Raw genomic sequence first — 16,003 nt, 5'->3', positions numbered from 1 at the left:
CTCACCTGAGGGATCGCAGGGCATCCGGCTGTTGACCACGATGCTGGCATGTCGCATCGAGATGACCCCGACGACGCCGAGGTGGCGTCGTCGGAGACCGTTCGCCCTGCGGACCCGCCCGTCGAGGACCCTCCCGAGGCCGGACCTGTCGACGCGTCCGACGCCGAGAACGACGACCGGTACCTGCCGCTGTGACCAGTCACGACCGCAGTCCCCACCGCATTCCCAGACGAGGATCCCTTATGCGCTCTGCCCATCCATCGAGACGAAGAATCACGACCGTACTGGTGGCCGCCGTGGCCACGGTGCTCGGCCTCAACGGTGCCGCCGCCGCGCTTCCGTCAACCGGGCCCGATCAGCAGGCATCCGCCGCCGCAGAGGCGAAGATCCGTCCACAGCTCCAGACCCAGCTGACCGCCCAGGAGTCCCCCGTGGACTTCTGGGTCTATTTCGATGCTAAGGCAGACCTGTCCAAGGCCAGTGCGATCAAGGACTGGAACGCCCGCGGCACGGCGGTGGCCAGGGCACTGAAGCAGGCCGCCGACAACAGCCAACAGGCGGTGCGTAAGGAACTCACCGCTTCGGGTGTCGCGTACCAGAGTTTCTGGGCGACGAACGCGATCAAGGTGACCGGCGGGTCGGACCTCGCCGAGCGACTGGCTGCCAAGAACGAGGTCAGCTCGCTGCTGCCGTCGTTCAAGGTCGACCCTCCCGCGGTCACCAAGGGCGTCAGCCGACAGGCGGTCGACCCGGTCGAGTGGGGCGTCGCCAACATCAACGCCGACGACGTGTGGAACCAGTTCGACGTACGCGGCGAGGACATCACGGTGGCCTCGATCGACACCGGTGCCCAGTTCGACCACCCGGCGCTGGTGCGGCAGTACCGAGGCAACAAGGGCGACGGCGTGTTCGACCACAACTACAACTGGTTCGACGCGGCGGGTACCTGCGGCAACGCCCCCTGTGACAACGACGGACACGGTACGCACACGCTGGGCACCATGGTCGGCGACGACGGTGCCGGGAACCAGGTGGGGGTGGCCCCCAGGGCCCGCTGGATCACGGCGAACGGCTGCTGCCCGACCGACGCCGCATTGATCAGCTCTGGTCAGTGGCTGCTGGAACCGACGGACCTGAGCGGGCAGAACCCGGATGCCAGCAAGCGGCCGCACATCATCAACAACTCCTGGGGCACCACCACCCCGTCGGACGCCCCGTTCCTGGAGGACATCAGCCTGGCCTGGACCGCCTCGGGCATCTTCGGCGTGTGGGCCAACGGCAACAACGGACCGGCCTGCCAGACGAGTGGCTCGCCGGGCAGCCGTAAGATCAACTACTCGGTTGGCGCGTACGACGTCGACAACACCATCGCCGGTTTCTCGTCCCGCGGGGCCGGTCAGGACGGTGAAATCAAGCCGAACATCGCCGCGCCCGGCGTGAACGTGCGATCCAGCATGCCGGGAAGCGCGTACGCCACCATGAACGGCACCTCGATGGCGACACCGCACGTCGCGGGCGCAATCGCCCTGGTCTGGTCGGCGGCAGCGGCGTTGGTGGGCGACGTCGACGGCACCAAGTCCCTGCTCGACGGCACGGCCACGGACAACCCGAACAGTCAGTGTGGTGGCACCGACGACGACAACAACGCCTTCGGCGAAGGTCGACTCGACACGCTCACACTGATGAAGCAGGCACCGAGGGGTATCACCGGTCGACTGGGCGGCACCGTCAACGACACCGAGACCGGAAAGCCGGTTCCCGGTGCCACCCTCACGATCACCGGTCCGGTCAGCCGCGAGGTGACCGCCGACGCCAACGGCGCGTACCAGTCGGGTGCGCTGCCCATCGGCAGCTACACCATCAGCGCACGGAAGTACGGCTACGCGTCCGGCACGGCGCAGGCGCAGGTACACGAGGGAACGACCACGACGGCCGACGTCACCCTGGTGCCCCAGGCGATGTACGCGGTCAGCGGCACCATCACCGACGGATCGGGGCACGGCTGGCCGTTGTACGCGAAGATCGTCATCGACGGCTATCCGCTCGGGCCGATCTTCACCGACCCGGTGACCGGCCGGTACCACGTGCGGCTACCCGGCTCAGCTCCGTACACGATGCAGGTCACCGCCCAGTACCCCGGATACCAGGCCGACCAGCGGACGTTCGAGCTGGACAAGGCGGACATCGTCCAGGACGCGGCGTTGACCATCGACGCGTCGACCTGCACCGCACCCGGCTATCGCTTGAGTGGCGTCGGCGAGGACTTCAACGACTGGACCGACACCGGCACCCGGAACGGCTGGCAGACCTCGGGCAAGCCGAGCTGGCGGTTCGACAACCCCGGCTACCGGCCGGTACCCGAAGGCGGTGACGGCAGGTTCGCCATCGCCGACTCGGCGGCCGGCGACGGAAAGCGGTTCGACACCAGCCTGACCTCCCCGGTGTTCGACCTGTCCGGTGACGCCTCCCCGCAGCTCACCTTCCACACGTCCTACTACCCGAACGACGCCAGCCAGCGGGCCGACGTCGACGTGAGCACCGACGGCGGCCGGACCTGGAAGACGGTGTGGCGGCAAACCAGCAACCATGCGTTCGGGCAGGTCACCCTGGCGCTGCCGCAGGCAGCCGGCCGCAAGGACGTCCGGATCCGGTTCCACTACCAGGGCCGCAACGCATGGTGGTGGGCGGTGGACAACGTGTTCGTGGGCACCCGCGCCTGCCGGCCGGACGAAGGCGGACTGGTCCTCGGGTTCGCCAGCGACCGTGACACCGGTGCGCCGGTCTTCGCCACCGTGGCGCGTACCGGGCAGCCACAGGAGTCCGGCACGGGCGTCACCACGCCGGTGGACCCGGCCCTCGGCGACGGCCTGTACTGGGTGTTCAGCTCCGCGATCGGCCGCACCGAATTCACCGCGACCGCGTCCGGATACCAGAGCGGTACCGCGACGATCTCGGTCCGCAAGGACGCGATCGTGACCCAGGACTGGTCACTGGTACGGGCAGGTGGCTGACATGCCAAGCGACACCCTGCACCGCGATCCCGCCAGTTCACCTCAGGCAAGGAGCCATTCGTGACCAGATCACGCAGAAATCTCCGTACCCGGAGAAGAGATCGTCTACGCCTGTTCGCTGCCGCAGCGGCGGTCCTGACCGTGCTGGGTACGGCCAGCGCCGCAGCCGCACGCCCCTATGAGCCGACGGATCCGGTCCCGGCACCCGCCGGGCCCACCGCCGCCGAAGAGGGCCTGCGAGCCGTCTCGCTCCCCGGTCTGACCAGGTCGACCTACACGATCACACTGATCACCGGCGACGAGGTCACGTTGACTCGGGAGGGCGACCGATACACCGTCACCGCCGTCCCGACGACCCGAGCCGACGGCACCCGCCCGACGATCGACGTCAAGGTCGGCACTGCCACCGATGGCACCGCCACCCGGATCCACGCCCTGCCGAGCGACGCGCAGACGCTGGTCGCCAGCGGCGTCATCGATAAGATGATCTTCGATGTGGCCTGGCTCGCAGCCCTCCAGGAACGCGGCGGGGACACCTCCTTCGCCGTCACCGTCAAATACGGTGACCGGCTGGACGCGGCGAGTCTCGACAAGCGGATTTCGCGCCTGTCCGGTGTGACGACGGCCGGGAAGCGCCCGGACCTCGGCACAGTCGACCTTCGCATCGATCCGCGCCAGGCTGCCGAGTTCTGGACCGCCATCAAGCCCAACTCCCAGCTGGGCGACTTCAGCAACTACCTGTTCGACGGTGCCACCCCGCAGCTCGGCGGCGAGGCGGTGGCGATCTGGCCCACCGGGCTCCGCTCGGTGAAGGCCACGCCGCAGACCGACACCGGGCAGCCGAAGTACCGGGTCACCCAGATCTTCAAACGGAAGAACGCCGACGCCAACTCCTGCGGCGCCCGGGTGATGACCCTCTGCCCGGTCGGCGGTTTCGTGCTCGCCCAGGTCGCCGGCGCTGCGGTCGGCTCCGCGTACGAATCCGTCAGTGCCCGCTGCCTGGACGAAGATCCCTGCACCACGTTCGAGGCGACGTACGAGGTCCCGCCTGGCACCTACGAGGCCGGCGGCCACGCCGTCTTCCTGCTCGACCGGCGCGAGCAGCACCTCAACCTGGAACTGCCGGAGTTTGAGGTCACCGGGGACACCACCATCACCCGCGACGGCGACGCCGCGCAGCAGTTGACGGTGGGCACCCCCCGGCCGACCGAGGTGTTCCTCGCCTCCCGGACCACCTTCCGTACCTTCGCCAACGGTGCGGGCGGAGCCACGCTCAGCTTCACCGGGTACGGCAACTCCAGGTTCTGGGCTGTTCCCAGCGCCCCGGTGAAGGTGGGCACCTTCCACCTCGGAGTGAACTGGGTGCTCGGCAAGCCGATGCTGACGATGGCCGTCACCGCACCGAAGCGTGTCGAGCTCAAGGCCACGCTGCCGGCGGAATGGTACAAGCGTCCCGACTTCGAGGTGGTGCGGTTCAGCGGCCGGCAGAACCTCCAACTGGTCGACGGTGGACTGGGCCGGGACGCGGACTTCGCCCGGATCAACGCCAAGGGCAAGCTCGTCCTACTGCAGATCGACGCGGACAAGCCGGCCGGTGGGCAGTGCCGCATAGGGAACGGGCAACTGACCCGAGCGCGGGCTGCCGGTGCCGCGGGTGTGCTCGTCGAGCCGATCTCGTCCGGCGGCCCCTGGCCGACCATGACCTGCTGGGTTCCGGTCGAGCCGGACTGGTGGTACAACACCGAGGAGGTAGCCGACATCCCGTACGCCACGGTCTCACCGGCAGAGGCCGAGAGCCTTCGTGCCCTGCTGCGCCGCAACCCGGTGAAGATCGACGTCTCCGGCTACGACTCGGTCAGCCCGTACGTCTACACACTGCACACCTACCACGAGGGACGGATTCCGGCCTCCCTGCACACCGAGGTCACCGACCGGCAGCTCGCCAAGGTCGACACCTCGCTCCAGGGCACGCAGGCGGAGCCGGCCAGCCTGATCTACTCGGCCTTCCGGCCGAACGAGACCGTCGCCGCTGGGGTCCCCTACAACTACCTCACCGACAGCGTCCAGTTCACCACCTATCGCGGCCCGGTGTCGCCGGACCTGGTACGGAACCAGTTCTACACCCCCTTCGGGTCGCAGCCGGCGGCCCGCACCATCGACGTCACGGACCGAGCGGGATCGACCACGGCGCGGTGGGCGCCACGGCCCCTCGTGCCCGGCGCGCCGGAGCTGTCACCTCGGGTCTTCCAGTCCCAACCGGGCAAGTGGGAAGGTGACTGGTCCACCGAAGCATGCGCCTTCTGCCGGCAGGGCAACACGTTCTACCCGATCACCTATCTGATCTCCGGGGCCAACCCGGACCAGGCGATCGGTGCGTACGTCTTCGAGCCGGAGAATCTACACATGTACGCCGACGGCCAGAAGCTGCCGCAGGCCAGCTCGCTCGTGTGGGGTGCCACCTACGAGCTTCCGGCCGAGGCACGGCGATACCGACTGACGGCCCAGAGCGGCGGCGGCAAGACGTCGACGGCATGGACCTTCACGTCCGCCGCGCCGACCCGGAACGAACCACCGAAGGGGTTCTTCTGCGTCGAGGGGTCGGGCATCGCCTGCCACGCCGACCCGCTCCTCTTCCTGCGGTACGACGTCGACTCGGACCTGGCCGACACGGTCACCGCTCCCGGCCGACACCAGATCAAGGTCGCCGCGTACCACAACGCGCCCAACGCACCGGCAGTCCGGAGCGTCGCGCTCTCCATCAGCACCGATGGCGGAGTCACCTGGAAACGGCTCTCGACGACCGCCAAGGGCGGCGGGAACTACATCGCGAGCTACCAGCTCCCGCGCTTGGCGGAGACCACTGGCACGGTCAGCATCAGGGCCAGCGCGGCGGACGCCGACGGCAACACCATCGAGCAGACCATCCTCGACGCCTTCACCCTCACCGGCAGGCGATGACCGCCATCCCCTCACCCGCCGGGTACGTCCATGACGTGCCCGGCGGGCTGGCATCCGGACCGGCATCCCAGCCGCTGGTTGTCGGGTAGTTCAGGTGCATGCCGGCAGCGGTTGAACAGTCATCGTGGATAACAAGTTCATATAGTCAACTATCCCCGCCTCCCGACGCGATATCCATTTGCGGGCATCGCAAGCTGCGATGCCCTAAAACGACTTTGCGTGCCGCGGAGGTTTGGGATGCAGGACAGCCACCTGAACGCATCGGATCGCCAAACCTCGGAACTGCTGCGCAGCCTGCGGCGTACGCGCCGCTCGCCGAAGCCGATGATGGCTGCCATGCTGGCCGCGACGCTGGCGCTCATCGTCGCCACCGACGGGGTGGAAGGGCTGCCGGAACCTCCGGATGCGAGTTCGGCCACCACGGCTGGCGCGGCCCGAGACGGGAGCACCGGGGCGCAATCCGCACCTCGGCAGCGGTGGGATGGCGCATCGAGCGCGGGCCAGGCTCCGCAGCAACGCGTGAACACGACGATTCCCGCCTCCCAACAATCGCGCTATCCGCAGCACAAGCTGCCCCAACAGCCGACCGTCCCGGCCAACACCGCCAGCCAGCAGAAGCCGCTGACGACGCAGCCGCGGGGCTACCAGCCGGCCAGCAGCCAGGAGTTGCCGCAGCAGCGGGATGCCCATCGACAGGTCTACACCAACACCGACGGCACCCAGACCACCGTCTTCTCCACCGCACCGATCAACTACCGGACCGCCAGCGGCGCCTGGGCGCCGATCGACCCGAGGTTGACCGCCGATGCCGGCTCAGGCTGGCGCAACACGGCCGATGCGGTGCAGGTCCGGCTCGCCGCCCAAGCCGACTCCCCGACGCTGGCCCGCTTCACCGTCGCTGACGGGCAGGCCGTGTCGTACGGGCTGGCCGGTGCCGCGTCGGTGCCCGGGCGGGCCGATGGCGCACTGGTCACCTACCGTGGCGTGCTGCCCAATGTGGACCTTGAGTTGGAGTCGCGACCCGGGGCGCTGAAGGAGACGCTGGTACTGCACTCCGTCGACACGCCCCGGGTGTACGACTTCCCGCTGCGCCTCGACGGGCTGACTGCGGCACTGCGCGACAACACGGTGGTGCTGACCGACGCGGCCGGCACGGTGCGCGCCGTCTTCCCACCGGGCTACGTCGTCGACGCCGCCCCCGTTCCGGTGACCTCGACCGCGGTCACCTATCAACTGCTCACCATCGGCGGCAAGCCGACGCTGCGCGTCTCGGTGGACGACAAGTGGCTGCGCGACCCGGCCCGGGTCTACCCGGTACGCCTGGACCCGACGGTCGAACTACCGGTCGACAGCGGTGCGGCCGACTCGGCCATGTACGTGCACGGTTCCAGCTCTGCCTCGGGCAGCAGCGAACTGCTGGTCGGCGCGGTGGACGGCGCCAACGCCGCGTCGTACCTCAGGTTCGGTGGCCTGGTGGACCGGCTGCGTTACCACACCATCTACGGCGCGCAGCTACAGGTGGTCAACTACGACTCCAACTCGTGCCGGCCCCGGCCGGTGACCGTGCACCCGGTGACCGCCGCCTGGTCGGCTGGCCCCGGCTACTCCTACCCCGGCCCGGCGGTCGGCGCGGCACTGGCGAGCAAGTCGTTTGCCTACGGCTATGTCGAGTTCGGCGCGGACCGGTCGGCCTGTCCGATCGCGGCCGAGGCGATCGACCTGGGCGGTGCCGGTGCTCAGCTGGTACAACGCTGGGTCAACGGGGAGCAGACCAACCACGGTCTGTCGCTACGCGCCTCGACCGATTCGCTCAGCGGCAAGCGGTTCACCGGCCCCGGGACGGCCAACCCGCCGAAGCTGTACGTGACGCACAGCCCGTACAACGCCTCGTACGCCATCCCGAAGCCGGTGCCGAACCCGCCGGTGTTGCAGAACCAGGACGGCCGGGTCGCCGTGACGGTGACCAACCGCAGCGCCGAGGCGTGGGCGGTGGGCAACTACTACCTGGCCTACCGTGCCTACCACGCGCAGACCGGCGCGGCGGTGACCCAGCAGCGTGCGGCCAACCTGACCGCCCCGGTGGCCCGTGGCGCCACGGTGACCCTCGACGCGACCATCAAGGCCCTGCCGCCGGGACGGTATTTCCTCGACTTCACCATGGTGCGTACCGGCGGCGCGGTCTTCACCGACCACCAGGTGCCACCCGCCCGAATGGTGCTGGAGGTCACCGACATCCCGCCGGTCGTGCAGGAGCTCTACCCGCCGAACGGCTACGCCGCGTCGACGTTGGCCCCGCAACTGTGGGCCCGCGCCTTGGACATCGACGCGCCCCCGGGGTCGTCGCTCTCCTACAAGTTCGAGGTGTGTGAGCAGACGGCATCCGGTGGCACCACCGGCTGCTTCGACTCCGGCTTCCAGGCCAAGACCGCATGGACGGTGCCGGCCGGCCGGCTGTACTGGAGCAAGACCTACCAGTGGCGGGTAATCGTCTCCGACGCCGGCAACGAGGTCTCGTCACCGTCTTCGACGCTGCTCACCGCCGTACCGCAGCCGGAGATCACCTCACGGATCGCGGGTGCGACGACGGCGGCGAACGACCGCGAGTTCGACGCCCAGACCGGCAACGTCTCCACCACCGCGATGGATGCCACGGTCACCACGGTCGGTCCCGAGCTGAACCTGGTCCGCACCTACAACAGCCTCGACCCGCGACGCGACAGCACGTTCGGTGCCGGCTGGTCGACCCGGTACGACATGCGGATCGTCGCCGACGCGGACGGCTCCGGCAACATGCTCGTCACCTACCCGGACGGGCAGCAGGTGCGCTTCGGTAAGAACCCGGACGGCACCTTCGCCGCCCCGTCCGGCCGTACCGCGTCGTTGACCTGGAACGGCACCATCTGGACGCTGGTCGACAAGGCGCGGATGACGTACCAGTTCTCCTCGACCGGCCGACTGACGAAGATCACGGATGCCGCCCTGCGGTCGATCGTGCTCACCTACCGCACCACCGACGGGAAACTGGCCCGGGCCCACGTTGCCAACAGCCAGACCAACACCGCCGGACGGTCCCTGACCTTCACCTGGTCGGGCGCGCACGTGGTCAGCGTCGCCGCCGACGCGGTCAACGGCACGGCACCGACCTGGACCTACACCTACACCGGTGACCTGCTCACCTCGGTCTGCGCCCCCGGCAACGCCTGCACCCGCTACAGCTACGCGGCCGGTTCGCACTACCGCACCGGCGTGCTCGATGCCAAGCCGGAGTCGTACTGGCGGCTGGGTGAGGCCAAGGGCACGGCGGCCGGCAGTGAGATCGCCGTCAACCTGGGCAAGGATGCCGGCACCTACACGGGGGTGACCCTCGGTACGGCGGGTGCGCTGACCGGCACCAGCAACACCGCGGCCAGCTTCAACGGCACCTCCTCGACGGTGGAGCTGCCCAAGGGCGCGGTGAAGAAGTCGCGCGACGGCGCGGTCGAACTCTGGTTCAAGGCCAGCACCACCGGCAGCGGCGGCCCGCTGCTGGGCTACCAGGACAAGGCGCTCGGCGAGGCCTCCACCACCGGGGTGCCGGTGCTGTACGTGGGCACCGACGGCCTGCTTCGCGGCCAGTTCAACGGCCCCACGATCGCACCGCTGACCTCGACCGCTGCCGTCAACGACGGGCGCTGGCACCACGTGGTGCTGTCGGTCATGGGCGGGGTCCAGACGCTCTATCTCGACGGGGCCAAGGTGGCCGAGCGTACCGGCACGACGGTCGAACACTCGCTGCTCACCTTCAACCAGCTCGGCGCGGCGTACGCGTCCACGCCGGCATCCTGGCCGGGCTGGGGCACGACGGCGCGGCGGTACTTCACCGGTGCGATCGACGAGGCGGCCGTCTACTCCCACCCGCTGGGCCAGGCGGCGGTCACCGCGCACTACCAGTACGCCACCGGCACCAACCAGTTGACGTCGGTGACCCTGCCCAGCGGCAAGATCGCAGCGCAGTTCACGTACGACACCGCAGCTGACCGGGTCACCACGCACACCGACCGGCACGGCGGTATCTGGACCGTCGGGGCTCCACTGGTGTACGGCGGTGACACCGACCTGCGGCGCAGCGTGCAGGTGCTGGACCCGGCGAACCGGCCGCACCTGTACGAGTACGACGGGCTCACCGGTCAGCTGCTGCGGTCGGGCACCCCGCTCGGTCTGGAGACCCGGGAGGAGGACCGGCCCGGCTCGCCCACCCCCTCCCCCACGACGCCACCGACCGAGGTGTGTTCCACCCCCGACCCGGAGGACCCGGCGTTCTGCACCGTCATCCCGGGTGGCGCGGGCGGGCCGGTGTTCGTGCGGCACCCGCTGGAAGGGATGGCGATCCGTACCTTCGAGTACGACGACCGTGGCAACCAGAGCGTGGTCACGAACGAGAACGGCGACGCCGTGCGGATGACGCACGACGAGCGCGGCAACGTCGTCTCGACGAAGACCTGCCGGGCCGCTGGTGTCTGCCACACCAGCTACACGACCTATCCGGCCACCGTGACCGACCGGTTCGACCCGCGTAACGACCTGCCGACCGAGGCGCGGGACGGCCGCTCGGCCAACGCCACCGACAACACCTACCGCACCACCTACAGCTACACCCCATCCGGTGAGCTGGCCACCCAGGTCAACCCGGACGGCAGCACCGTCAGCCACACCTACACCACCGGAGGTGAGGCGGCGTACGGCGGAGGCACCATGCCCGCCGGCCTGCTGCTGACCACCACCGACGCCCGGGGCAAGATCACCCGCTACGCCTACTACCAGAACGGGGACCTGTACCGGATCACCCAGCCGTCGGGGATGATCACCACCTCCACCTACGACGCGCTCGGCCGCACGCTCACCACCACGGAGATCTCCGACTCCTACCCGGCCGGGGTGGTCACCAGCTTCACCTACGACGCGTTGTCCCGACCGGTCAGCACCACCGAGCCGGCCACCACCGACAAGGTCACCGGCCAGGCACACCAGAAGCGCTCCACGACGACGTACGACGTGGACGGCAACGTGATCCGGGTCGAGGTCGCCGACGTACCCGGCGCCGACGCCACCCGTACCACCTCCTGGGAGTACGACCAGCACAACCGGCCGATCAAGGTCACCGATGCCGAGGGCAACGAGACCACCAAGAACTACGACCGGTTCGGCAACGAGACCAGCGTCGTGGACGCCAACGGCAACCGGTACGACTACGCCTACACCGCGCGCAACATGATGGCCGAGGTCCGACTGCGGGCGTACACCGGGGACGAGGGGCCCACCACCGGCGACTACCTGGTGTTGCACACCTACACGTACGACTACGCCGGCCGAATGGCCAGCGACACCGACGCCATGGGCCGGCGGCTGGAATACCAGTACTACGGCGACGACCAACTGCACCGCATCGTGCTGAAGAACTTCCGCAACACCGACGGCAGCACCCGCGACTACGTGGTGGAGGAGAACATCTACGACGGTGCCGGCAACCGGACCCGGCAGACAGCGGCCAACGGCACCTCGGTGACCCAGCAGACGTACACCCGGGCCGGCAACGTCGCCACCGTCGTGGTCAACCCCGGTGGTGCCGCGCTGACCACGTCGTACACGTACGACGCGATGGGCAACGTGACCCGGACGACGCGCACCGGCCGGGCGTCCAACGTGCCGTGGACCCTGTCGACCACGCCGGAGCAGGTCGACTACGGCTACGACGACAGCGGCAACGTGATCCGCCAGACGGTTGTCGCCGGCACCACCAGCCGGGTCACCACCAGTAGCTACGACCAGCGTGGGCTGCTGACCACGGCCACCGACCCGCTCGGTCAGACGATCCGGTACGGCTACGACGAACTGGGCCGCCGGATCAGGGTGATCGCCCCACAGGTGGCCGCCGAGGAGAACGGCGGCGCGCCAACCACAGTGACGCCGACCACCGTCACCGGCTACAACACCTTCGACGAGACGGTGCACACGGCCGACGCCCGGGGCAACGTCACCAGCTACGCCTACAACCGGCTGGGTCGCCAGGTCAGCCGGACGGCTCCGACGTACTGGCCACCCGTCGGGATGGGTTCGCTGCAACCGAACACCACGACCCGCTACGACCCGACGGGCAACGTGGTGGAGACCGTCGACTCGCGGGGCAACGCCACCCGCTATCAGTACGACCAGCTGGGGCGGCTGGTCAGCCGGGACGAGCCCACCGGCGCCTCGGACCGGGCGGTGACCCGGTACACCTACACCCGTACCGGTCAAGTGTTGTCGACGACCGGCCCCACCGGAAGCCGGATCGAGGCCACCTACGACGACCTCGACCGGCAGGTGACCGCCACGGTGCTGGAGCGGTACCCGACCGTCCGCGCGCTCACCACGGGCTACCGCTACGACGACAATGGCAACGTCACCTCGGTCGTGTCGCCCAGTGGTGCCACCACCACCAACGTGTACGACGCGCTCGGCCAGCTCACCCGGGTGACCGACCCCGCCGGGGTGGTTACCAGCTACGGCTACGACTCCGCCGGCCGGCAGGTACGCGTCAGCGACGCGCTGGGCCGCACCGAACGGATCGACTACGACCTGCTCGGGTTGATCACCGCCGAGTCGGACCTGGCGGCGGACGGCTCGGTCCTGCGTAGCCAGACCTACGGCTACGACGCGGCCGGCAAGCTGACCTCGGCGGTCAGCCCCGGCGGGGTGACCACCAGCTACGAGTACGACGCCCTCGGCCGGCTGACCCGGCAGGTGGAGCCGACCACCGCCAACTCCTCGATCACCACCAGCTTCGGCTACGACGTGGCCGGCAGCCCGACCCGGTACACCGACGGCCGGGGTAACCGCACCATCTCCACGTACAACAGTTGGGGGCTGCTGGAGTCACAGATCGAGCCGGCCACCACCGCCCACCCCAACGCGGCCGACCGCACCTGGACGCTGACGTACAACATTTCTGGGCAACCGACCAAGCTCACCTCACCCGGCGGGGTGACCCGGATCCGCAGCTACGACGCGGCGGGCCGGCTGACCAGCGAAACCGGGGCCGGTGCGGGCACCCCGGAGCGCTCCCTCGGCTACGACCTGGCCGGCCGGCTGGTCCAGGCCACCGCACCGGTCGGCACCGACACGTACCGCTACGACGACCGGGGCAACCTGCTCAGCTCCGCCGGCCGGTCCGGCTCCGCCAACTTCAGCTACGACGCCGACGGGCAGCTGACCAACCGGACCGACGCATCCGGCAGCGCCACCTACACGTACACCAAGAGGCGACTGACCGCGATCCGCGACGGCATCACCGGCGTAACCCAGAACTACACCTACGACGCCACCGGGCAGCCGACCAGCATCGACTACGGCTCCGGCCGCACCCGCACCTTCGCCTACGACAACCTGGCGCGCATCACCAGCGACGTCACCCGCAACTCGACCGGGCAGTCGGTCAGCTCCATCAGCTACGCCTACGACGTCGACGACAAGCTGGTCGGCAAGAAGACCACCGGGACGGCTGGGGCCGGTAACCACACCTACGCCTACGACCTGGCCGGGCGCCTGGTGTCGTGGACCGGGCCGCAGGGCACCGTGGCGTACGCCTGGGACGCCTCCGGCAACCGGATCCGCGCCGGCACGAAGACCGCCAGCTACGACGAGCGCAACCGCCTGCTGTCCGACTCGGACTACACCTACACCTACACCGCGCGGGGCACGCTCGCCTCCCGGACCAGCTCCGGCCTGACCGAGTCGTACGCCTTCGACGCGTTCGACCGGCTCACCACCGCCGGTTCGGTGAGCTACACGTACGACGCGTTCAACCGGGTGGCGAACCGGGGCACGACCTCGTTCGGTTACGCCGGCATGGCTGACGACGTGGTCACCGACGGCACCGGCCGCTACTCGCGGGGGCCGACCGGTGAGGTCGTCGCCGTCGGCGAGGGCAACCAACAGCTGCTGGCCCTCACCGACGGGCACGGCGACGTGGTGGCCGGTATCGACCCCATGGACACAACGCTGACCGAACTCGCCGACTCGACGGCGTACGACCCCTTCGGTCAGGTCACCGCCACCGAGGGCGATACGGGCGACCTGGGCTTCCAGGGCGACTGGACCGATCCGACCACCGGTCAGGTGGACATGGGCGCCCGCTGGTACGAGCCCGGCACCGGCGCGTTCCTCTCCCGCGACACGGTCAACTACAGCGTCGGCGACTCGATCCTGGCCAACCGGTACACCTACGCGGCGGGCGACCCACTGGCGCACATCGACCCGGACGGGTACTGGCCGTCGTGCGGTTGGTGCAAGTCCGTGGTCAACAAGGTCAAGAAGACCGCCTCCAACGCCTGGTCCGGGGTGAAGAAGACCGCCGCCAAGGCCTGGTCCGGAGTGAAGAAGGTGGCCAGCACCGCCTGGAACGGCCTGAAGGCGGGGGCGAGCGCCGTCTGGTCCGGGATGAAGAAGGTAGCCAACTGGGTCGGTTCGGGAATCAAGAAGGTAGCCTCCGCGATCTCTGCCGGTGCCCGGTGGCTCTACAACAAGGCCAGTTCGGCGGTCAGCTGGGTCGGTCAGAAGATCAGAGCCGCCGGTGCCTGGGTGGCCGACAAGGCGTCCCGGGCGTGGAAGACGGTCACCGGTGCCGTCTCGGCGGGATGGAGCTGGGCAAAGCAGAAGGCCGAGCAGGTTCGGCAGGTAATCCACGAGGTGAAGCGGAAGGTCACCGAAACCGCGCGGCGGGCCATCGAGTACGTGGCCAAACACAATCCCATCAAGGCGGTGGCCGCCGCGCTCAAGCCGGTGGTGTCGGCCATCAAGACGGTGGTGTCGGCCGCCGCACACATCCCAGCCGCGGTGGTCGCCACCGTCCGGGACGTGGTCGCCGACACGGTCCAGGCGACGAAGGTCCTCTATCAGGCGGCCGTACAGGTGGCCGGCACGGTCGTCGAGGAGTTGTCCAAGGCGACCGAGGCGGTGGTGGACTTCGCCCAGGCCGCGGCCCCGTACGTGAAGAACGCGCTGAGCCTCGCCGCCGACGCCGTCGGCATCACCGACCTGGTCGACTGTGTCAGCAAGGGTGACCTGGAAGCGTGTGCCTGGACCGTGGCGACCGTCGCCGGTTACGCCCTCGGTGGTGCCGGTGGCGGCGCAATCCGCGCGGCACGGGTAGCGACCCTGGCCGCCAAGCACGGTGACGAGGTCGCCGACGTGGTCCGCGGCGGATCGCAGCTGGTTACCGCCAGGCGCACCGACGACGTCGCCGACATCGCCTCCTGCGCCACCGGCAACAGCTTCACCGGCGACACGCTGGTCCGGATGGCCGACGGCTCGACCAAACCGATCAGCAAGGTCAGGGTGGGCGAGAAGGTGCTCTCCACCGACCCCACCACCGGCCGCACCGGAGCCTTCGCGGTCACCGGAGTCATCGTCGGCGAGGGCCAGAAGGAGCTGGTCGAGGTCGAGGTGGACACCGACGGCACCGGCGGTTCGGCCAGCGCCACGGTCACCGCCACCGAGGGCCACCCGTTCTGGCTACCGGAGCGGAACACCTGGGTCGACGCCGATGACCTGACCGGCGGCAAACGGTTGCAGACCTCCGCTGGCGGCACCGCAACCGTGCTGGCCACCCGCGAACGGACCGAGCGGACCCGGGTCTACAACCTCACCGTCGACACGACGCACACGTTCTACGTGCTCGCCGGTGGACTGGACCTGCTGGTGCACAACACCGACGCCGGGTGTCCGATCCACGGACCGTCCGCCCTGCCGGAGTCGACCACCGGCCACCGCCCCCCGGGCAGGTGCAACTGCGACGACTCGAAGCTGGACGACGCCGGTTCCGACCTGCGCAACGGCACCGCTGCGCGGCGGGACCAGGATCCAGATGAACTGCGCAGGGAGCTCGAATCCTTCAGGGGGAAGAGAGAAGCCCACGCGAAGTTCTTCGACAAAGCCACCGAGTTCTTCACAGAGATCCAGGATCTCTGGCTCCCGCCAGGCGTTGGCTGAGCATCGGCCGCCCTCCGGTCCTGCCGCCG

Annotated in this window: 4 protein-coding genes; all 4 read left to right on the top strand. The window is 69.1% G+C overall.

All coding sequences use genetic code 11. The features are described 5' to 3' along the window. Window positions 1-48: 48 nt before the first annotated feature. The 4 genes from ACWDV4_RS06690 (at window position 49) to ACWDV4_RS06675 (ending at window position 15,974) form a co-directional block, all read left to right on the top strand. Window positions 49-195 carry a hypothetical protein gene (locus ACWDV4_RS06690; protein WP_449975440.1) on the top strand — a complete coding sequence of 49 codons (147 nt, stop codon included), beginning with the start codon at window positions 49-51 and terminating at the stop codon, window positions 193-195. Between the two features lie 92 nt (window positions 196-287). Further along, window positions 288-3,011, top strand: coding sequence for a S8 family serine peptidase (locus ACWDV4_RS06685; RefSeq protein ID WP_449975438.1), 2,724 nt, complete (start codon window positions 288-290; stop codon window positions 3,009-3,011). 60 nt (window positions 3,012-3,071) lie between these two features. Further along, on the top strand, window positions 3,072-5,969 hold the full coding sequence (locus ACWDV4_RS06680; RefSeq protein ID WP_449975436.1) for a hypothetical protein: 2,898 nt from the start codon (window positions 3,072-3,074) through the stop codon (window positions 5,967-5,969). A gap of 237 nt (window positions 5,970-6,206) precedes the next feature. After that, a complete protein-coding gene (locus tag ACWDV4_RS06675; RefSeq protein WP_449975435.1) occupies window positions 6,207-15,974 on the top strand; it encodes a polymorphic toxin-type HINT domain-containing protein in 9,768 nt (3,255 codons plus the stop codon). Window positions 15,975-16,003: the final 29 nt, after the last annotated feature.

The sequence above is a fragment of the Micromonospora sp. NPDC003197 genome, assembly GCF_053590565.1.
This window is presented reverse-complemented; position numbering and strand designations above follow the sequence as displayed.

Bases quoted from the DNA above. Each gene is read 5' to 3' on its own strand.
- ACWDV4_RS06675 (WP_449975435.1), top strand. From the start codon at position 6,207: ATGCAGGACAGCCACCTGAACGCATCGGATCGCCAAACCTCGGAACTG.
- ACWDV4_RS06690 (WP_449975440.1), top strand. From the start codon at position 49: ATGTCGCATCGAGATGACCCCGACGACGCCGAGGTGGCGTCGTCGGAG.